Origin of the sequence: Aliiroseovarius pelagivivens, assembly GCF_900302485.1 — a bacterium.
GTDB classification, from domain to species: Bacteria; Pseudomonadota; Alphaproteobacteria; order Rhodobacterales; family Rhodobacteraceae; genus Aliiroseovarius; species Aliiroseovarius pelagivivens.
In genome coordinates this window covers 1,582,567-1,601,269 of record NZ_OMOI01000001.1, presented here as the reverse complement: position 1 = coordinate 1,601,269, position 18,703 = coordinate 1,582,567, and the positions used below count along the sequence as shown (strand labels likewise).

Annotated in this window: 15 protein-coding genes; 4 read left to right on the top strand and 11 right to left on the bottom strand. The window is 58.8% G+C overall.

Translation table 11 applies throughout. From position 1 onward, the window contains the following. Positions 1-27 precede the first annotated feature (27 nt). Positions 28-1,284 carry a tyrosine--tRNA ligase gene (gene tyrS / locus ALP8811_RS07775; RefSeq protein WP_108856554.1) on the bottom strand — a complete coding sequence of 419 codons (1,257 nt, stop codon included), beginning with the start codon at positions 1,282-1,284 and terminating at the stop codon, positions 28-30. Between the two features lie 76 nt (positions 1,285-1,360). On the opposite strand from tyrS, the gene ALP8811_RS07770 reads away from it, so the two are divergent. Beyond that, complete coding sequence (locus ALP8811_RS07770) at positions 1,361-2,485, top strand: anhydro-N-acetylmuramic acid kinase (protein ID WP_108857482.1); 1,125 nt, start codon at positions 1,361-1,363, stop codon at positions 2,483-2,485. An 80-nt stretch (positions 2,486-2,565) separates the two neighbouring features. Then, on the top strand, positions 2,566-3,606 hold the full coding sequence (locus ALP8811_RS07765; RefSeq protein ID WP_108856553.1) for an aromatic ring-hydroxylating dioxygenase subunit alpha: 1,041 nt from the start codon (positions 2,566-2,568) through the stop codon (positions 3,604-3,606). Between the two features lie 25 nt (positions 3,607-3,631). Here ALP8811_RS07765 and ALP8811_RS07760 read toward each other — a convergent pair whose 3' ends face one another. The 5 genes from ALP8811_RS07760 to ALP8811_RS07740 form a co-directional block, all read right to left on the bottom strand. Beyond that, positions 3,632-3,973: a DUF427 domain-containing protein gene (locus ALP8811_RS07760; RefSeq protein WP_108856552.1), complete on the bottom strand. Its 342-nt coding sequence runs from the start codon at positions 3,971-3,973 to the stop codon at positions 3,632-3,634. Between the two features lie 62 nt (positions 3,974-4,035). Beyond that, positions 4,036-5,832, bottom strand: a complete 1,797-nt coding sequence (locus ALP8811_RS07755; RefSeq protein ID WP_108856551.1) for an aminopeptidase P family protein — start codon at positions 5,830-5,832, stop codon at positions 4,036-4,038. A gap of 99 nt (positions 5,833-5,931) precedes the next feature. Continuing rightward, positions 5,932-7,806 (bottom strand): cobaltochelatase subunit CobT, encoded by a 1,875-nt coding sequence (gene cobT, locus ALP8811_RS07750; RefSeq protein ID WP_108856550.1) that lies wholly within the window; start codon positions 7,804-7,806, stop codon positions 5,932-5,934. 153 nt (positions 7,807-7,959) lie between these two features. Next, the gene (gene cobS, locus ALP8811_RS07745; RefSeq protein ID WP_108856549.1) at positions 7,960-8,946 is read right to left on the bottom strand and encodes a cobaltochelatase subunit CobS; all 987 of its coding nucleotides are present in this window, start codon (positions 8,944-8,946) and stop codon (positions 7,960-7,962) included. Positions 8,947-9,190: 244 nt separating this feature from the next. Beyond that, positions 9,191-9,817, bottom strand: coding sequence for a DnaJ domain-containing protein (locus tag ALP8811_RS07740; RefSeq protein ID WP_108856548.1), 627 nt, complete (start codon positions 9,815-9,817; stop codon positions 9,191-9,193). A 76-nt stretch (positions 9,818-9,893) separates the two neighbouring features. Between ALP8811_RS07740 and ALP8811_RS07735 the strand changes: the two genes are divergently transcribed. After that, positions 9,894-10,151: a BolA family protein gene (locus ALP8811_RS07735; RefSeq protein ID WP_108856547.1), complete on the top strand. Its 258-nt coding sequence runs from the start codon at positions 9,894-9,896 to the stop codon at positions 10,149-10,151. Here ALP8811_RS07735 and ALP8811_RS16345 read toward each other — a convergent pair whose 3' ends face one another. The 4 genes from ALP8811_RS16345 to gatB all read right to left on the bottom strand — a co-directional run bounded on the left by ALP8811_RS16345 (position 10,152) and on the right by gatB (position 15,111). Then, a complete protein-coding gene (locus ALP8811_RS16345; RefSeq protein ID WP_181363716.1) occupies positions 10,152-10,574 on the bottom strand; it encodes a DUF4177 domain-containing protein in 423 nt (140 codons plus the stop codon). A gap of 101 nt (positions 10,575-10,675) precedes the next feature. Beyond that, positions 10,676-12,343, bottom strand: coding sequence for a U32 family peptidase C-terminal domain-containing protein (locus ALP8811_RS07725; protein ID WP_181363715.1), 1,668 nt, complete (start codon positions 12,341-12,343; stop codon positions 10,676-10,678). Positions 12,344-12,415: 72 nt separating this feature from the next. After that, positions 12,416-13,456: an alcohol dehydrogenase family protein gene (locus ALP8811_RS07720; protein WP_108856545.1), complete on the bottom strand. Its 1,041-nt coding sequence runs from the start codon at positions 13,454-13,456 to the stop codon at positions 12,416-12,418. Between the two features lie 140 nt (positions 13,457-13,596). After that, complete coding sequence (gene gatB / locus ALP8811_RS07715; RefSeq protein ID WP_108856544.1) at positions 13,597-15,111, bottom strand: Asp-tRNA(Asn)/Glu-tRNA(Gln) amidotransferase subunit GatB; 1,515 nt, start codon at positions 15,109-15,111, stop codon at positions 13,597-13,599. 327 nt (positions 15,112-15,438) lie between these two features. On the opposite strand from gatB, the gene ALP8811_RS07710 reads away from it, so the two are divergent. Then, entirely contained in the window at positions 15,439-16,035 is a 597-nt protein-coding gene (locus ALP8811_RS07710) for a transglycosylase SLT domain-containing protein (RefSeq protein WP_108856543.1), read from the top strand. An 82-nt stretch (positions 16,036-16,117) separates the two neighbouring features. Here the strand turns inward: ALP8811_RS07710 and pepN are convergent, their stop codons facing one another. Continuing rightward, on the bottom strand, positions 16,118-18,670 hold the full coding sequence (gene pepN / locus ALP8811_RS07705; protein ID WP_108856542.1) for an aminopeptidase N: 2,553 nt from the start codon (positions 18,668-18,670) through the stop codon (positions 16,118-16,120). Positions 18,671-18,703 lie beyond the last annotated feature (33 nt).

Here is an 18,703-nt window from a genome sequence, read left to right as displayed (position 1 = left end):
GTTTGCTTGATCCTTGGGAATGGCGGCTTAGCCTTCCAAAACCACCAGCGCGTGGCGTTTCTTGCCCGCGGACAGCTTCATCGGTTCGGCCAACTCACCCGCGCTGATCATCCGGCCGGTTTCGGTCAGGGCTTCATCATTCACCTTGGCGCCGTTTTCGGCGATCAGGCGTTTGGCTTCCTTGCCCGATTTCACCAGACCCGCCTTCACGAACAGCTGAATAATCGAGATCCCATCGCCCAGATCCGCAGCAGACAAGGTTACAGTCGGTAGGTCGTCGCCCGTGCCGCCTTTCTCGAAAACCTCGCGTGCGGTGGCTTCTGCAGCCGCAGCAGCCTCGGCGCCATGCGCCAGCGTCGTCACTTCGTTGGCCAACACGATCTTCGCATCGTTGATCGCCTGACCTTCCAGTGCACCCAGACGATCGCATTCCTCGATCGGAAGCTCGGTGTAGAGCTTCAGGAACCGGCCCACATCCGCATCCGTGGTGTTGCGCCAGAACTGCCAAAACTCGTAAGGCGACAGCATATCTGCATTAAGCCAGATCGCACCATTCAGCGACTTGCCCATTTTCTTGCCGTCCGAGGTGGTCAGCAAGGGAGAGGTCAGGCCGAAAATCTGGTTGTCCAGAACGCGGCGGGTCAGGTCGATCCCGTTGACGATGTTGCCCCACTGGTCCGAGCCACCCATCTGAAGCAGACATCCATAACGGCGGTTCAGCTCGAGGAAGTCATAGGCCTGCAGGATCATGTAGTTGAATTCGAGGAACGACAGGCTCTGCTCGCGGTCCAGTCGCGACTTCACGCTTTCAAACGACAGCATCCGGTTGACCGAGAAGTGCCGCCCGATGTCGCGCAGGAAATCAAGATAGTTCAGGTCGTCCAGCCACTCGGCATTGTTCAGCATCAGCGCTTTGTTGGGGCCGTCCGAGTCGTAGTCGATATAGCTTGCAAAGACCTTCTTGATCCCCGCGATATTGTCGTCGATTTGATCCGGCGTCAGCAGCGGACGCTCGTCCGCGCGGAAAGACGGGTCACCCACCTTGGTGGTGCCGCCACCCATCAAGGTGATCGGCTGGTGGCCGGTTTTCTGCAACCAGCGCAGCATCATGATCTGGATCAGCGATCCGACATGCAGCGATTTCGCGGTGGCATCAAAGCCGATATAGGCTGGAAGGACACCTTCGACCAAAGCTTCATCCAGCCCCTGATAATCAGTGCAATCGGCCAGAAAGCCGCGCTCGATCATCACACGCATGAAGTCGGATTTTGGGTGGTAGGTCATCGTATTTCAGTCCATCCTGTCTGCATTGGCCTTCCGTATAAACGGGGGCTGCCAAAAGGGAAAGAGCGTGTTGGCGATGGCAAGGGCAGTGGGATCCGAGAATGGTCCGATATGGGCGCTGGGGATGATGTCCGGCACCTCGCTTGACGGGGTAGATGCAGCGCTGGTCCAGACGGATGGCACGCGTGTTTTTGCCTTCGGGCCAAGCGCCTATACGGATTACACTGACGCGCAGCGGGCCGAACTGCGCGCGGCACTCGGTCAATGGCCGGACGGGTCGGAGGTGAAGAATGCCGCCCGCGTGGGTGAGGCTGCGCATATTGCGTTGGCCCAGACGCTGGTTGCGGGCAATCCTACGGATCTTCTTGGGTATCACGGGCAAACGCTGGCCCATGACCCGGCCAATGCCCGCACGCACCAAGCGGGGGACGGGCAGGTGCTGGCAGATGCGCTGGAGGTACCCGTCGTCTGGGACTTCCGCTCGCAGGACGTGGCCGAAGGCGGCGAGGGCGCACCACTGGCTCCGTTCTTTCATCACGCCTGCGCGCGCTTCATCGGGGCGGAGGCGCCGATTGCCTTTCTGAACCTCGGGGGCGTGGGCAATGTCACTTGGGTAGACCCGCGCATCGACGCGCCTGAAGCCCCAGACGCTTGTCTTGCCTTCGATACCGGCCCAGCGAATGCACCGATCAATGATCTGATGCAGGTGCGTCGTGGGATCGCGTTGGATCAGGGCGGAGCACTAGCACTGTCTGGCACTGCGAACACGGAATTTGTGCAGTCCTTTCTGGCGCATCCCTATTTCACCCGCCAACCTCCCAAGTCGCTCGACCGGGATGCGTTTCCCGATTTGCTGACATCCGTGGCCGATCTGCCAGATGCCGATGCGGTGCGCACGCTGGCCGCCTGTGCTGTCGAAGCCGTCGCTCAGGGCATGCGCCATTGCCCAAGTCCCCCGACCGCGCTGTTGGTCACAGGCGGGGGGCGCAAGAACGCCGCTTTGATGCAGGAACTTTCTGCGCGTCTGTCTGTGCCGGTACAGGATATTGATGATACCGGATTGGACGGCGACATGCTGGAAGCGCAGGCCTTTGCTTATCTGGCGGTGCGCGTGGCGCGCGGGCTTCCGACCTCGGCCCCCAGCACGACAGGCGTTGCAGTCCCGGTTGGTGGTGGGAGGGTGTCTTACCCTTTGTCCTAGTGTCAGGTTGCACTGGTGTGTCTTCAGATTAGACGGCATAGAAGATGGACGGAACACAGGCACAAGGGCAGGGGAATAACATGTTTCTGAAAAACGCATGGTATGTGGCGGCATGGGATCACGAGGTGTCCCGCGACCCCAGTCAAGTTGTGGTCCTGAACGAAAAGATCTGCCTCTATCGCACACAGGATGGCGAGGTGATTGCGCTTGAAGACGCTTGTCCGCACCGCAAGCTGCCGCTGTCAAAGGGGCGCGTGAAGGGTGACAATATTGAATGTGGCTATCACGGGCTGACCTTTGATTGTGCCGGGCAATGTGTCTGGGCACCGGGTACGGGCCGCATTCCATCCGCCGCCAAACTGCGCGCCTATCCCGTGCACGAGAAATACGGGCTGGTCTGGGTCTGGATGGGCAATCCAGCCATCGCAGACCCCGACGAGATCTTCGAGATCGAGAATTACGGCAACCCCGATTGGGGCATCAACCGTGGCGCCGCGATGGAGCTGGGGTGCAACTATCTGTACATGACCGACAACCTTCTGGACCCGACCCATGTGGCGTGGGTGCATCAGGGATCGTTCGCACAGGCTGCCACCAAAGACACGCCACTGCGCGTAACGAAAACCGACAATGGTGTCATCGTGCACCGCTGGATGATGGATGTAGAGCCCGCGCCGTTCTATGCCAAGGTCGTGCCCTTCGAAGGCAACTGTGACCGGCTGCAGCACTACGAGGTGCGCTATCCCAGCCATGCGATCATTCGCGCGGTGTTTACACCGGCAGGCACGGGGGGCGTCGATGGGCCTCTGCATGACGATAAGTTCATCATGGACAGCTTCAATTTTATGACACCCACGACCGAGAAGACCACGCGGTATTATTGGTTCCAACTCCGCAACATCCGCCCGAATGACGCAGAGTTAAGCAAGATGATGAGCGAAGATGTCCGCAAAGCCTTTGAAGAGGACCGGGCGGTGCTGCATGAGGTGCAAATCGGGATGGACGAAAAGACGTCGCCCCATATCGACTTGCCGATTGACGGAGGCCCCCTCAGGTTCCGTCGTCAGCTGCAAGCGATGATCAATGAAGAGGCCGCGGTAGACAAACAGCTGGAGGGCTAAGCCCCCAGCCAATCGTCAGCTCCGCTCAGGTGCGCGCGACGGTCGCCTTGTCGGCGTAGAACGCCATATGGCCCTTGATCTGTTCAAGATCTTCGATCGGGGCGTCATGGGACCAGGCTGCATCCTCGATCACGGTCGATTTCGTCTGGATCGAGAAGTGTTTTGCCTCGCCCTTGTAAGGGCAGGTGGTGACGGTGGCACTGTTATCCAGAAACGCCATCGCTATGTCAGCGCGCGGGAAGTAGATCACCGGCGGCAGATCACCTTCTCGCACTTCAAGCGCGTCGCGGCTTTCCCCGATCACAGCGCCCCCGGCACGTACGGTCCATTTGCCTTCAGCGGCGCGAATGATGATGTTGTCAGACATGGTTCTTCTTTTTCCCAAGCAATTTGGCGCTAACCTAGCAGATCTGGTGTAAAGATCGCGTGTCAAATTGGCGCGCAAGCACGTTTCAACCATTGCAACGCAGCGTCAGTCACCTGATCTGACAGCAAGACCAGCGTTTTGGCGTGATAGGCGTTCAGCCATGCGCGTTCTTCGCCCGACAGCATCTCGTTGATAATCAACGAGGTGTCGAGCGGCACATAGGTGAGTGTTTCAAGGTTCAGCATCTCGCGCTCACGGTCGCCGCCCGGCGGTGTGGGCGCTTTCTGCACGACCACAAGGTTTTCCAGCCGGATACCGAAAGCGCCGTTGCGATAGTATCCCGGTTCGTTGGACAGGATCATGCCCGGCAGAAGTTCGATCTCGGAGATCGGAGAGAACCTCTGCGGCCCTTCATGCACTGACAGATATGCACCAACGCCGTGCCCTGTGCCGTGGTTGAAATCCTGATGCGCGGCCCACAGCGGATATCGTGCAATCGGGTCCAGATCGCGGCCCGTGCGGCCCTTTGGGAAGTATGTGCGCGACAGGGCAATCATGCCTTGCAACACACGGGTAAAGCAGCGCTTTTCGTCGTCTCCGACCTCGCCCACACGCAAGACGCGGGTGATATCTGTGGTGCCGTCGCGATACTGCCCGCCACTGTCCAGAACCACCAGATTGCCGTCTTCAAGCGGGCGGTTTGTGTCTTCGGTCACGCGGTAATGCATGATCGCGCCATTGGGGCCGGCGCCGGCGATGGTCTCGAATGAGATGTCCATCAGAGCATTCGTGGCGCGGCGCTTTTCTTCCAGTCGGGTGACCAGATCTATCTCGGTCAGGCTGGACTTGTCAGCGGCATCGAACCACGCCAGAAACTCGACCACGGCGGCGGCGTCTCGCAAGTGCGCGGCACGTGCGCCTTTCAGCTCGGTCGGGTTTTTCTGGGCTTTGGGCAGGATTGCGGGATCTTCGGCCCAGTCAATCTGGATCCCGGCATCTGTCAGGATTTGCCAGACCGCAAACGGAGCCGATGCCCGGTCCACACGCACTGGTCCGTCCAGACGGGTCAGAGCCGCCTGAAAATCACGGATCGGATGCAGGGACACATCCGCATCGAAACGCGCCTCGACCGTCCGTCCCTCGGTGGCGAAAAACTGAACCGAGGCATCGTCGCACAAGATTGCAAAGCCCTGCACAACCGGAATGCTAGGGATGTCGTCGCCGCGGATGTTCAACAGCCACGCGATGCTGTCCGATAGGGTGATGGCGCAGGCCTTTTGACCTTTGGCAAGCAGCTCATCCGCCAGCTCGCCACGCTTTGCAGCGCTGGATTGTCCGGCAAATTCAAGGGGCTGCTCGACGATCTTGCCGCTGGGAGACGCGGGGCGATCTTCCCAAATCTGATCGACCAGGTTGTCGGTCGGGACCAGCGTGACCCCGGTGCCGTCCAGCGCCTTCTCGATTTTTTCGATCTCGGATTTCGTGTGCAGCCACGGGTCAAACCCGATACGCGCCTTGCCCGCAATCTGCTTCTTCAGCCATTCACCCGGCTGGACCTCTGGCCAGTCAACGGGGGTATATGCGGCCATGTCCGCCTGTTCACGCACTTGCACCCTGTATCGCCCGTCCACGAAAATCCCTGCCACGTTTTTCAGCGCGATACAGAATCCGGCCGAGCCGGTGAACCCAGTCAACCATGCAAGCCGCGCGTCGCAGGCGGCGACATACTCGCCCTGATGTGCATCTGCACGCGGCACGAAGAACCCATCCAAGCCCTTCATTCCCATAGCGCGACGTAGGCGTTCCAATCGGGCAGCCCCTTTGCTGGGATCAGCGGTGGTGGTGAAAGTCTGGAACATCTCTGTCTCCGAAGTCGGGTGGCGAAAACAAGACACGCCCGCGAAAAGCGGGCGCGTGTTAGGGGCAACATGCCGCGAAACGGGCGCGGTGAAAAGGGGTCACATGGCTTTCTTGATGCCCATGACACGGGCGCGGGCACGTGGATCGCTGTCAAACAGTGCGGCCAGCTGTTCTGTCATGGCACCAGCCAGCTGTTCCACATCCGTGATCGTCACAGCACGTTCGTAATACCGTGTCACGTCATGGCCAATCCCGATCGCCAGAAGCTCGACCTGCTTGCGTTTCTCGACCATGTCGATCACGTCGCGCAGGTGTTTTTCCAGATAATTCGCAGGGTTAACGGATAGAGTCGAATCGTCCACCGGAGCCCCATCGGAGATCACCATCAGGATTTTGCGCTGCTCGGGACGGGCCACGATCCGGCGATGCGCCCATTCCAGCGCCTCGCCGTCGATGTTTTCCTTAAGCAGCCCTTCCTTCATCATCAGGCCCAGATTGTCCCGCGTGCGGCGCATCGGGGCATCGGCCTTTTTATAGATGATGTGGCGCAGATCGTTCAGACGACCGGGCTGTTGCGGACGACCGTCGGCCAGCCATTTTTCACGCGCAAGCCCGCCTTTCCAGGCGCGGGTGGTGAAGCCCAACACCTCGACTTTCACCTGACAACGTTCCAGAGTGCGCGACAGCACGTCGGCACAAATCGCGGCGATCGAGATCGGACGCCCGCGCATCGAACCCGAGTTGTCGAGCAAAAGCGTCACAACCGTATCGCGGAATTCGGTGTCTTTTTCCTGCTTGAAGGACAGGGGGGTCGTCGGGTTCGCAATCACGCGTGCCAGACGGCCAGCGTCCAGAATGCCCTCTTCCAGATCAAACAACCACGAGCGGTTTTGCTGGGCCTGCAAGCGGCGCTGCAACTTGTTGGCCAGACGCGAAACAGCGCCCTTCAAGGGCTCCAACTGCTGGTCAAGATAGGCGCGCAGTCGTTCCAGCTCGGCCGGCTCGGCCAGGTCTTCAGCCATGACCTCTTCGTCATGCTCGTTGTGGAAAACCAGATAATCCGGATCCGCATCGGACGCGGGCTGAGGCGTCGGCGGTTCAATCGGCGCATCCGCGTCGGGCATTTCTGCCTCTTCGCCCACCTCATCCTCGGCCATGTCATCAATGGTGACCTGCGCCTCGGACGGGTCCATCTGCTCGTCTTGCGCGCGTTCGGGATCGGCCTCGGCTTCTTCGTCATCCGGGGATTGTTCCGAATTCGGTTCGTCCTGTGCCTCGTCGTCTTCGGGCTGGGCTTCGTCCTCGTTCTCGTCGTCTTCACCATCCGGGTCATCGCCTAGTTGGTCACCATAGCCAAGGTCTTCGATGATTTGACGGGCAAAGCGCGAGAACTGTTGCTGGTCTTCCAGCGCGCCAGTCAGGTCGTCCAGATGCTCGCCACATTGCGCTTCGATAAAGTCGCGCCACAGGCCCATCACGTTGTCAGCGGCCGGAGGCAGATCGCGACCCGTCGCCAGATGGCGCATCAGGTATCCGGCGGCAGTGGCCAAAGGCGCATCGGCTGCAGCGGTGATCTGGTCAAACCCGGCGCGGTTGGCCTCGTGCCCGATCTTGGCGTCGATATTGCCCGCTGTGCCCGGCATGTCGCGCGCACCAAGAGCCTCGCAACGCGCGGTTTCCATCGCCTCGTAAATGTCACGCGCCATGTTGCCCGCAGGGGCGTATTTCGCGTGCATGGCATCGTCGTGATAACGCAGCTTCATGGCATAGGCATCCGCCGTACCACGTGCCAACAACACCTCGTCCTTGGTCATGCGACGCGTGATCTGAGGCAGGCGCATCGCCTCGCGGCTGACACCCGAGGGGTCCACCGTAAAGCTGACCGACAGCTCTGGCTCGTTGGCAAGCGTTTTGGTCGCTTCAGCCAGCGCTTTCTTGAACGGATCAGCAGGGTTGTCGGTGGGTTTTTTCATTCTATTGGCCTATCGATCCACAGTTCAACGCGACATCGCGATGAGGGCGGTGAAGACCCGCGGGGTGGCGCATAAGCGCCGCCCCATGGGGGCGGGTCGGCGCTGCCCGGTTTAACAACCGGGCGGTGCAAGCTGATATCAGTCGCTCAGAGTTCACCCCAAGCTCATGCTTACCGCGCTCTCCGGCAGCTCCTGGTCGAAACAACGCTGATAGAACTCGGCCACGATCTGGCGTTCCAGCTCGTCGCATTTGTTCAGGAAGGACAGGCGGAAGGCATAGCCGACGTCTCGGAAAATCTGAGCGTTCTGCGCCCAGTTGATCACGGTCCGCGGGCTCATCACTGTCGACAGGTCGCCGTTCATAAACGCAGTCCGGGTCAGGTCCGCGACGGTGACCATCTGGCCCACGGTCTTGCGTCCGGATTCGGTGTTCAGGAACGGGTTCTTTGCCAACACGATGTTGGTTTCAGCGTCATGCGACAGATAGTTCAATGTGGCGACCAGCGACCAGCGGTCCATCTGCGCTTGGTTGATCTGCTGAACGCCATGGTACAGCCCGGTGGTGTCGCCCAGACCCACGGTGTTTGCGGTGGCAAACAGGCGGAAGGACGGGTGGGGGGTGATGACCTCGTTCTGGTCCAGAAGGGTCAGCTTGCCGTCATGCTCCAGCACACGCTGGATGACGAACATCACGTCCGCACGACCTGCATCGTATTCGTCGAATACAATCGCGGTCGGGTTGCGCAGCGCCCAAGGCAGGATGCCTTCTTGGAATTCGGTGACCTGCATGCCGTCTTTTAGCTTGATCGCGTCCTTACCGATCAGGTCGATCCGGCTGATGTGGCTGTCGAGGTTCACACGCACGGCGGGCCAGTTCAAACGGGCGGCAACCTGTTCGATGTGGGTCGATTTGCCCGTGCCGTGATAACCTTGGATCATCACGCGGCGGTTGTGCGAGAAACCTGCCAGAATGGCCAGCGTGGTGTCCGGATCAAACTTATAGGTGCTGTCGATTTCAGGCACGCGGCTGGTGCGCTCGGCAAAGCCTTTGACCATCATGTCGCTGTCGATGCCGAAAACCTCGCGTACCGAGATGTCCTCGGTGGGTTTCGCGTTCATATCCAGGGTGCCGTCTGCCATGTGGAGGATCCTTCTTTCACACGCCGCATTGCGCGCTTATTGCACGTTGTTGAGCCTGTGATGCCCGATGCGCGCGGAGCGTGCAAGGGGAAGGGGTGGGAAAAGGTGACGCTGGGCAAAGCTGGCCCTAATGACGTTGCGTGTCTGGCCTGACCAAATGGTCAAAAAATAAGCGCGAAGGGGCTTGGAATAGCCCCTTCGCGCTGTTTGTAAGCATGTATTTAGATAGCATCGCGGGTGAGCGTCACTTGAAGCTGCGGCTTTCCTTGATCTGATCCCAAGCCCAGCGAACCTCTTGCAGCTGTTCTTCCTGAGACCGGTCGCCACCATTCATATCCGGGTGCAGCACCTTGATCAGCTTCTTATAGGACTTGCGGATCTCGGCCTTGGTCCAGTGGTCCTTGGCTTCCAGAATGTCGACGGCGCGGCGTTCCGTGGGGGGCAGCTTTCGGGTGCCAGTGATCGATTTTCCGGGGTTCTGTGTCGCGTTGGCACCCAGAACCTGATGCGGATCGTCCACGCCCAGACGGGCCCAGGCGCGCTGTTCATCCTTGGTGCCCAAGGGCTTCGTCTCGCGTTCCCACACGCGATCTTTGTCCATCTGTTCGTTCATTTCTTCTTCGGTCGATCCGTCGAAGAAATTCCACTTCAGATTATACTCGCGCACGTGGTCCTTACAGAACCACTTGAACTCGTCCAGGTGATCAGGCGAGCGGGGCGCGCGGTACTGACCGGCTTCTTTACAGCCGTCATGTTCACAGACACGTTTCGAGGTTTCAAACGCACCTGACATCCCACGTTTGCCGCGCGGATTGCGTTTCTTGGCCGCTGAGACCGACATGTCAAAACCAAAAGGATCGTCGTTGGGCATCTTAATCTACTCTTTTCGACTCGGACCCGAGAGTTTACTGCTTTTTCACCGGGATTGAAGAGGGAACTGCGAAGAAATGAACCGATCATCACGAATTAATCAGGCGCTAACCGATGCATTCGACCCGGAACATCTTGAAGTCATTGACGAAAGTGAAAAACACATCGGTCATTCTGGCTATCAAGAGGGGGGCGAAAGCCATTTTCAAGTGGTCATCCGTGCGCCAGTTTTTTCCGACATGTCCCGTATCGCGCGCCACCGCGCCGTACACAAAGCACTCGGCGCGGAGCTGGTCTCCGAGATCCACGCCCTGGCGCTTGATATTTCCGGTTGATCACCTGAGGGTAAAGGGCTCGCTGCGTTCGACGCTGGGGGCCGCGTCACTGGCTTCGTTCGCGTCCGTGGCCGAAGGCAGATTTGGCGCGTGGTGCTCCTCGGCAGCCTCGGCTTCGGCGGTGGCAACCTCGGCGAGTGCTGTCACAGCTTCGAAATCAGCATCCGCTGCCTGCTCGTCGGTTTGATCCTCGATTGCACGGCGGAACACCAACAAGTTTTGATACACGGTTGTGCGACCTGTCAGCCCCGAGCGTTCTTCGCTGGGCAGCGTGTCGGTACGCAGATACTCCCAGCCGTCTGCACTGGCTTCGTTCAACGCGTCTTGAATGGCGAGGGCAAAACGGGACTCGGACCCCTTTACGCCACGGGCTTTCTTGCCTTTGCGCGGCGCGGGGATCACTTGGTATTCGTAGCTCGTCATGGACTGACCTTTTCAATTTCACCGGCTTAACGCCGTATAGACGGTTTTCTGCACAGGGGCCAAGAGGGGGGCGGCGCCAACGGCGGATTGCCCCGGTGGGGTCAGCCCACCAACCGGGGTGGTTTGACCTCTTTCAATTCCGCAGCCTCGGCGCGTGTCAGCTGCTCGCCCTGTTTACGCTTCAGCAAAACCTCGCGGGCGCGGGCATATTCATCACCCTGCCAGAAAATCAGACACCCATTGCAGCCTTTACCACAGCAGCCATCTGTACCGACCCTGTTGGTTTTCAGACGCGTTTCACGCCCGTCTTCGGCAATGGCATCGGCCAGAGCATCGCGGCGCTTTTCATAGGCTTTCGGGTTTTCTTTCCCAGTTATTTCAAGCCCTTGCGTCAGCTTGTCAAAGCGGATGCGTTTCCATTGTTCATCCGTCAGCGCCTTTTCTTTGCGCAGAACCGTAAGCGCCGGGAAGCGGGCTTTCAGATCGTCCAGATCTTCGTGATCGAACAGCGCGAAGGGCACACGGATCGTAGTTTTGGTGCTGCCATGTACGACCTCTTTGACCCCGCCCTTGTGGTAGTCTTCGAACTCGTACATCCGCAGCAGAACCGTCTCGCGCGCGATGGGCGAGATGAATTCAAGCACTTCACCGGCTTCCAGTTTGTTCTTCACTTCGACAAGGAATGCATCTTCGGTCACGTCCGTCACGACGCCCGCATATTCCCACTGCGCCAGCGAGGCGGTGTGTTCGTAGTCATGGGCATAGTTGGTCAGGCGACCTTCATGGAACGCCAGCGTGTAGCCCCGATTACCGACGGCCTCCAGCTCGCGCATGTAGGGTTTCGGATCCCAGTTTTCAGGATCTTCGTAGTAGTCGTCGATGGCCATGCGATAGGCGCGGGCGACGATGGCGCAGTAATATTCCGACTTGCCGCGCCCTTCGACCTTCAGGCTGTCGACGCCGATTTTCAGATACTCATCCAGCTTCGGCATGATGCATAGATCGCGCGAGTTCAGGATGTAAGAGCCACGCCCGTCTTCTTCGATCGGCATGAACTCACCCGGGCGGCAGCCTTCTTCCAGCAGAAACTCGAACATGTCCGCATTGTCTTCGTTGATGTTCAGGTCTTGGATCGTGCCGTCTTTCAGACGCATCCGGACGCCATAGTTCCAGCGGCAGGAGTTCGCGCAGTTGCCTTGGTTCGCGCCACGTTCAGCCATGAAGTTCGACAGCAGGCAGCGACCGGAATAGGTCATGCACATGGCGCCGTGAACAAACGCCTCAAGTTTCACATCGGGGCACTGTTCGCGGATTTCGACCAGCTCGGGGTATGACACTTCGCGTGCCAGAACGACCAGTTCTGCGCCTTGATCTTCCCAGAATTTCACCGACAACCACGAGCAGACATTGGCCTGAGTAGAGATGTGCAGCGGTAGCTCGGGCGCATGGGTGCGTACGTATTGAAACACGCCGGGATCGGCGATGATCAATCCGTCTGGCTTCACCTTGCGCACCGTCTCGATATACTCAGCAAGCTTTGGGATATCTTTGTTATGGCTAAACAAATTCAGTGTCAGATAGGCGCGGCGACCATGAGCGTGGCAGAACTCTACCCCCTCGATCACGTCTTCCAGTGAAAACTGAGACTTGGTGCGCAAAGACATATCGGGCGTGCCCAGATAGACCGCGTCCGCGCCATAAAGCACGGCCATTTTCAATTTTCGCAGATTGCCCGCAGGCATCAAAAGTTCCGAGCGTCGCTGTGACATGTTGATCCGTTCGCGTTTTGTGGATGTGGCGCGCTTCTATCAGCCACGCGCGCACATTTCCAGTGCGGAAGATCAGGGGATATTCAGCACGATCTTGCCCATATGCCCCTTGCTGGCAAAGCTTTTCTGCGCATCAACGATCTGTGCCAGCGGATAGGTTTCGGCGACCAGCGGGCGGATGTCTCCGCTTTCGATCCGCTTCACGAGGTTTGGGAAGACTTCACTGTTCAACACCGTGCAACCGAAAAAGCTAAGGTCTTTCAGGTACAACGTACGTACGTCCAGCGTGACTTCTGGCCCGCCAATTGCGCCGGCCACCGCATAGCGGCCCCCAGGGCGCATCACGTCAAGCAGAGCGGGCCAGCCCGGGCCGGCGACAAGATCAATCACAACATCGACGCTGTTTTTCCCAAGTTCGGCAACCAAATCAGCGTTGCGGTCCAAGGCTTTCGACGCGCCCAGTTCCTCAAGCAGCGCGATCTTTGCAGGGCTCGTCAGGGCGATCACCTCGGCCCCACGGGCGCGGGCCAGCTGAACTGTGGCAGAACCGACCCCGCCGGACGCCCCGGTGACCAGCACGCGGTCGCCTTCACCAACACCCGTGCGTGTCAGCATGTTTTCCGAGGTTGAGTACGAACACGGGAAGGACGCCAATTCCACATCGCTGAGCGTGCTGTCGATTTTGTGCGCATGGCGCGCGGCCACTTTGGTGAATTGCGCGAAACCGCCATCGCATTCCGATCCGAAATACTTCGCCGTGTCTGGGGCTGCATTTGGTTCGCGCAGGCTGGGCTCGATCAACACACGTTCGCCGATCCGGGCCGGGTCGACGCCTTCGCCCACGGCCGAGATGTGGCCGCACACATCGGCCCCTTGGATCAAGGGAAGCTTCAGGGCATTGCCGCTCCAGCTTGCATCCTCGGCGTCGCTGTCGCCCTTGGAATACCATGCAAGGCGCGTGTTCAGGTCTGTGTTGTTCACCGCCGCTGCTGCCACGCGGATTTGCACCTCGCCGGGGCCGGGCGTCGGAACGCTCAAGTCGTCGCGATAAGACAGTTGGTCATAGTCGCCATGCCCGGTCAGGATCACACCCGTCATTGTTTCGTTTGCCATCTCACGCTCCGCATTTGGTTCTGGACCAGAGTGTCTGGTCTGGCGGTGTCGAACTAGAGCAAAAGCGACGTGTACGTGTCGCGCACGAAAAAAGCCGGACCACGATGCGGCCCGGCTTTCAATTCTACTTGTGATGTGGCTTAGAGACCCAGTTTGGCTGTCACCAGATCGTTTACCGCTTTGGGGTTGGCCTTGCCGCCGGTGGCTTTCATCACCTGACCAACGAAGAAGCCGACCAGTTTCGGGTTCTGTTTGGCCTTCTCGACCTGCGCGGGGTTGGCGGCGATCACTTCGTCCACGGCGGCTTCGATGGCACCGGTGTCGGTGACCTGTTTCATGCCGCGCGCCTCCACGATCTCGGCCGGGTCGCCACCTTCGGTATACACGATTTCGAACAGATCCTTGGCGATCTTGCCCGAGATGTCGCCTTTGGCGATCAGGCCGATGATACCACCCAGCTGTGCGGGGCTGACCGGGCTTTCCTTGATCGAGTGATCTTCTTTTTTCAGACGGCCAAACAGCTCGTTGATGACCCAGTTGGCGGCCAGCTTGCCATCATTGCCGGCGGCCACTTCTTCGAAGAAGGCGGCGTTTTCGGCTTCGGCGGTCAAGACATCTGCATCATATTCCGACAGACCAAATTCAGTTACGAAGCGTGCCTTTTTCTCGTCGGGAAGTTCGGGCAGCGTCTTGGCGATGTCATCGACCCAATCTTGCTCGATTTCCAGCGGCAGCAGGTCGGGGCAGGGGAAGTAACGATAGTCATGCGCTTCTTCCTTCGAGCGCATCGAGCGTGTCTCGTTCTTGTCCGCGTCATACAGGCGCGTTTCCTGCACCACTTCGCCACCATCTTCCAGAATGGCGATCTGGCGCTTCGCCTCGTAATCAATCGCGGCCTGAATGAAACGCATCGAGTTCATGTTCTTGATCTCGCACCGCGTGCCCAGATGGCCGAAGTCCTGCGTTTCCATGTATTTTTCGTACTGACCGGGACGACAGACCGAGACGTTCACGTCCGCGCGCATGTTGCCGTTCTGCATGTTGCCATCACAGGTGCCCAGATAGCGCAGCAATTGGCGCATCTTGGTGACATAAGCCGCAGCTTCCTCGGGTCCACGAATGTCGGGGCGCGATACGATTTCCATCAAGGCAACGCCGGTACGGTTCAGATCCACGAAGGACATGTTCGGGTCCATGTCGTGAACCGACTTGCCCGCGTCCTGTTCAAGGTGGATGCGTTCGATGCGCACCTTGCGCGCCACACCCGGACCCATATCCACAATCACTTCACCTTCGCCGACGATGGGGTGGTAAAGCTGCGAGATCTGATAGCCCTGCGGCAGATCCGGATAGAAATAGTTCTTGCGGTCAAAGGCCGAGAACAGGTTGATTTCGGCTTTCAGGCCCAGACCTGTGCGTACGGCTTGCTCAACACAGAATTCGTTGATCACGGGCAACATGCCCGGCATGGCGCTGTCCACGAAGGCCACATTCGAATTCGGCTCGGCCCCGAACTTGGTCGACGCGCCGGAAAACAGCTTTGCGTTCGAGCTGACCTGAGCATGGATTTCCATCCCGATGACCAGTTCCCAATCGTCCTTGGCCCCTGCAATCACTTTCGGCTGCGGGCTTTCATAGGCGAGATGATCAAGCATGTACGTGTTCCCAAGTGTCTAAACCTGCCCGCGTTCTAGTAGAGGTGACGGGAAGGAGCAAGAGGGCAGACGCGTCGACAAGGCAGGAGATTGGATGGCTGAGGCGGAAATGCTGCGGTGCAGAAATAGCACTAACATACCTATAGCGTTCGATTTATTTCACGCGTGAACTGGAATGCATACCAGCCTTGCAAATAAGGCATATCAGCAAGTCATGGCGCAACGCTGCGGTGCAGCAAAAAAAGTGTTGCAATACGCAACCAACGGTCTTATTTGCTCCTGATCAGACACCGGGGGGAACGTCTGTACCAAATGTAGGTGGGAAAAATGAAACGGATGATTATGGGCCTTGTGGCGACAGTGATGCTGTCGGACGCTGCTCTGGCCGAAGACTTTTTTGGTTCGCGCGCTGCGCGTCAACCTGTAATGACCATGCAGTGGGATGAGAAGCCACAGGCAAAAGCCTGGACCGAAGCTACCATCGCCGCTCTGGAAAACCATGGCACCGCTTTGTCGCAAAGCGTGCCGACAGACATTGCCGAATGGTGTCCGGATTACGAAAATCAGGACACAGCCGGACGCAACGCGTTCTGGGCTGGGCTTTTGTCGTCGCTGTCCTTCTATGAAAGCACCTGGCGCCAGACCGCCGTTGGTGGCGGTGGTAAATGGTACGGGCTGGTGCAAATCCTGCCCGCGACCGCACGTGGCTATGGCTGCGAAGCACGTTCAGGCGAAGCGCTGAAAAATGGCGAGCTTAACCTGTCCTGCGCTGTGCGCATCATGTCGGTGACTGTTCCGCGCGACAACGTTGTTTCGCGTGGGATGAAAGGCGTCGCTGCCGACTGGGGCCCCTTCCATTCGAAACGCAAACGCGAAAGCATGCGTGAATGGGTGCGCGAACAGAACTATTGCACCACCGGCTAAGCCCGGATTGAATACTCCATCAACCGGGTTTCTGCCGGTTGAAACGACAAGGGCGGGATGTTTCCCGCCCTTTTTGTATGGCTTATCCGTTCAGGATGCGCCCCAGCATTTCCTGACTGTCTCGGCTAAGCCCTTCGGTGGCCAGAACCCGTTCAATCTGAGCTTTCATCATTGCCTGTCGGTCCACGTCATAGCGGCGCCATGTTTCGAACGCGGATGACATGCGGGCGGCGATCTGCGGGTTCACTGGGTCCAGTTTGATCAGCCAATCCGCAAACAGCTTGTACCCGTCGCCGGATGCGTTGTGGAATCCCGCCGGGTTCGTCATCAGCGCACCAAAGACAGCACGGAAGCGATTGGGGTTTTTCCAGTTGAATGCGGTGTCCTTTGTCAGCTTGTCGGTCACATCGACCGCGTCTTCCGGCGCTGCATGATACACCTGCATCGAGAACCACTTGTCCATGACCAATTCGTCATCTTCAAACTGCCTGCGGAAGGCTGAAAGCGCCGTATCGCCTTTCTGGGCCTGCAACAGATACCCAAGCGCGCCCAGCCGCAGGGTCATGTTGTCGGCGCGGTCATAAAGCGTTTGCGCGGCAGCACCGCCATCCAGACGGTTCAGAAGGTTCATCAGACCCAGTCCCAAGGCGCGCTTGCCCGCTTGTTCTGCATTGGGCTGGAACGGTTCGGTCACCTCCATTTCTGCCATCAGACGCGGCAGCAGGTCTTGCAGGTGTTCAGCCATTGCCTGCCACAAGGTCTGCTGGGCGCGATAGATTTTCATCGGGTCCGGGGTGACGCCTGCGTCAAACAGGGTCTGCGCAAGATCGTCTTGACTGGGCAAGCCAAGTGTCAATGCACGGAAGGCTGGGTCAAGGCTGTCGTCCCGCAGCATCACCGCAATGGCGTTCAGATAATCGTCCAACGGCGCGTCTTCCTCGGTGATCAGGGCAACGAGTACATCCTTCGCCAGCGTTCGGCCGGCCTCCCATTTGTTGAACGGGTCCGTGTCATGGGCCAACAGGAAGGCACGTTCCTGCGCGGTGCTGTCCCGTTCCAGGATCACCGGGGCCGAGAAATGGCGCAGGATCGAGGGTACGGGTTTCGCCGCCAGCCCTTCGAAGGTGAAGCTCTGCTCGGCCTCGGTCATTTCAAGGATCTGTGTCGGCTGTACCTCGTCGCCATTGGGGCCCAGAAGCCCCACGGCCAGCGGAATATGCTGCGGCAGTTTCTCGTCCTGACCGGGGGTGGGGGGCGTCGACTGTTTGAACGTCAACGTATAGGTGCCATCGGTCCAATCTTCCGATACGGCAACGCGCGGCGTGCCCGCCTGTTTGTACCAGCGGCGGAATTGCGTCAGATCGCGTCCGGTGCTGTCTTCAAAGACTTTGACCCAGTCTTCGATCGTCGCGGCCTCGCCATCGTGACGCTCAAAATACAGCTCCAGCGCTTTGTCATAAGCATCATCACCCACCAGCACCTTCATCATACGGATCAGCTCGGCCCCTTTTTCATAGATCGTGGCCGTGTAGAAATTGTTGATCTCGACAAAGCTGTCGGGCTGGACTTGGTGGGCCAGCGGGCCGTTGTCTTCGCGGAACTGGCGCCCGCGCAAAGCGGACACATCATTGATCCGACACACGGCTTCCGACCGCATATCGCCCGAGAACTGCTGATCGCGGAACACGGTCAGACCTTCCTTCAAGCTCAGCTGGAACCAGTCGCGACAGGTGATGCGATTACCGGTCCAGTTGTGGAAATATTCGTGGGCAATGATCGCCTCGATCCGCTCGAAATTCGCATCCGTCGAGGTTTCGGGCGATGCCAGAACAGCCGAGGTGTTGAAGATGTTCAGCCCCTTGTTCTCCATCGCGCCCATGTTGAAATCGGATACGGCGACGATCTGGAAGATGTCCAGATCATACTCGCGGCCATAGACCTCTTCGTCCCACTTCATGGAGTCCTTCAGCGCCTGCATCCCAAACGCCGTCTTGCCCTCGTCACCCGGGCGGACCCACAGTTTCAGGTCCACCTCCTTGCCGGACATGGTGGTGAAGCTGTCGTCGCGGGCCACAAGGTTGCCTGCGACCAGCGCGAACAGGTATGCAGGCTTGGGCCACGGATCGTCCCATTCGGCCCAACCATCGCCCGAGGCGACCGGGTTGCCGTTAGACAGCATCACAAGTTCGTCCCCGTCGATGCGCACCTTGAAGGGGGCCATCACGTCGGGCCGGTCCGGGTAATAGGTGATGCGGCGGAAGCCCTCGGCCTCGCATTGGGTGCAGTACATGCCGTTCGACATATAAAGCCCTTCCAAGGCGGTGTTGGCTTCTGGGCTGATTTCGACCTCGGCCTCCCACAGGAAGGGCGCGTCGGGCACGTCCGCTTTCAGGCCGCCATCGACAAGTTCGGGGGTGATGTCGCGTCCGTCAACAGATGCGCGGATTAGGGTAAGTCCCTCGCCATGCAAGAAAAAATCTTTGCTGGTGGCGGCCGCGTTCGGGGTGAACCGGATTCTTGAGATCACCCGCGTGGCGGTGGGGTGTAGTTGAAAGTCCAGCTCGACCCCGTCGATCAGATAAGCAGGGGGCGTATAATCGGCCAGATAGATCGGTTGGGGGGCTGCGTCTTTCATAAGAAATCCTTCAGGCATGAGTCCAGACCCGAA

Excerpts from the sequence above, each read along its gene's own strand:
- tyrS (WP_108856554.1), bottom strand. The coding sequence starts at position 1,284 with ATGACCTACCACCCAAAATCCGACTTCATGCGTGTGATGATCGAGCGC.
- ALP8811_RS07770 (WP_108857482.1), top strand. The coding sequence starts at position 1,361 with ATGGCAAGGGCAGTGGGATCCGAGAATGGTCCGATATGGGCGCTGGGG.
- ALP8811_RS07765 (WP_108856553.1), top strand. The coding sequence starts at position 2,566 with ATGTTTCTGAAAAACGCATGGTATGTGGCGGCATGGGATCACGAGGTG.
- ALP8811_RS07760 (WP_108856552.1), bottom strand. The coding sequence starts at position 3,973 with ATGTCTGACAACATCATCATTCGCGCCGCTGAAGGCAAATGGACCGTA.
- ALP8811_RS07755 (WP_108856551.1), bottom strand. The coding sequence starts at position 5,832 with ATGTTCCAGACTTTCACCACCACCGCTGATCCCAGCAAAGGGGCTGCC.
- cobT (WP_108856550.1), bottom strand. The coding sequence starts at position 7,806 with ATGAAAAAACCCACCGACAACCCTGCTGATCCGTTCAAGAAAGCGCTG.
- cobS (WP_108856549.1), bottom strand. The coding sequence starts at position 8,946 with ATGGCAGACGGCACCCTGGATATGAACGCGAAACCCACCGAGGACATC.
- ALP8811_RS07740 (WP_108856548.1), bottom strand. The coding sequence starts at position 9,817 with ATGCCCAACGACGATCCTTTTGGTTTTGACATGTCGGTCTCAGCGGCC.
- ALP8811_RS07735 (WP_108856547.1), top strand. The coding sequence starts at position 9,894 with ATGAACCGATCATCACGAATTAATCAGGCGCTAACCGATGCATTCGAC.
- ALP8811_RS16345 (WP_181363716.1), bottom strand. The coding sequence starts at position 10,574 with ATGACGAGCTACGAATACCAAGTGATCCCCGCGCCGCGCAAAGGCAAG.
- ALP8811_RS07725 (WP_181363715.1), bottom strand. The coding sequence starts at position 12,343 with ATGTCACAGCGACGCTCGGAACTTTTGATGCCTGCGGGCAATCTGCGA.
- ALP8811_RS07720 (WP_108856545.1), bottom strand. The coding sequence starts at position 13,456 with ATGGCAAACGAAACAATGACGGGTGTGATCCTGACCGGGCATGGCGAC.
- gatB (WP_108856544.1), bottom strand. The coding sequence starts at position 15,111 with ATGCTTGATCATCTCGCCTATGAAAGCCCGCAGCCGAAAGTGATTGCA.
- ALP8811_RS07710 (WP_108856543.1), top strand. The coding sequence starts at position 15,439 with ATGAAACGGATGATTATGGGCCTTGTGGCGACAGTGATGCTGTCGGAC.
- pepN (WP_108856542.1), bottom strand. The coding sequence starts at position 18,670 with ATGAAAGACGCAGCCCCCCAACCGATCTATCTGGCCGATTATACGCCC.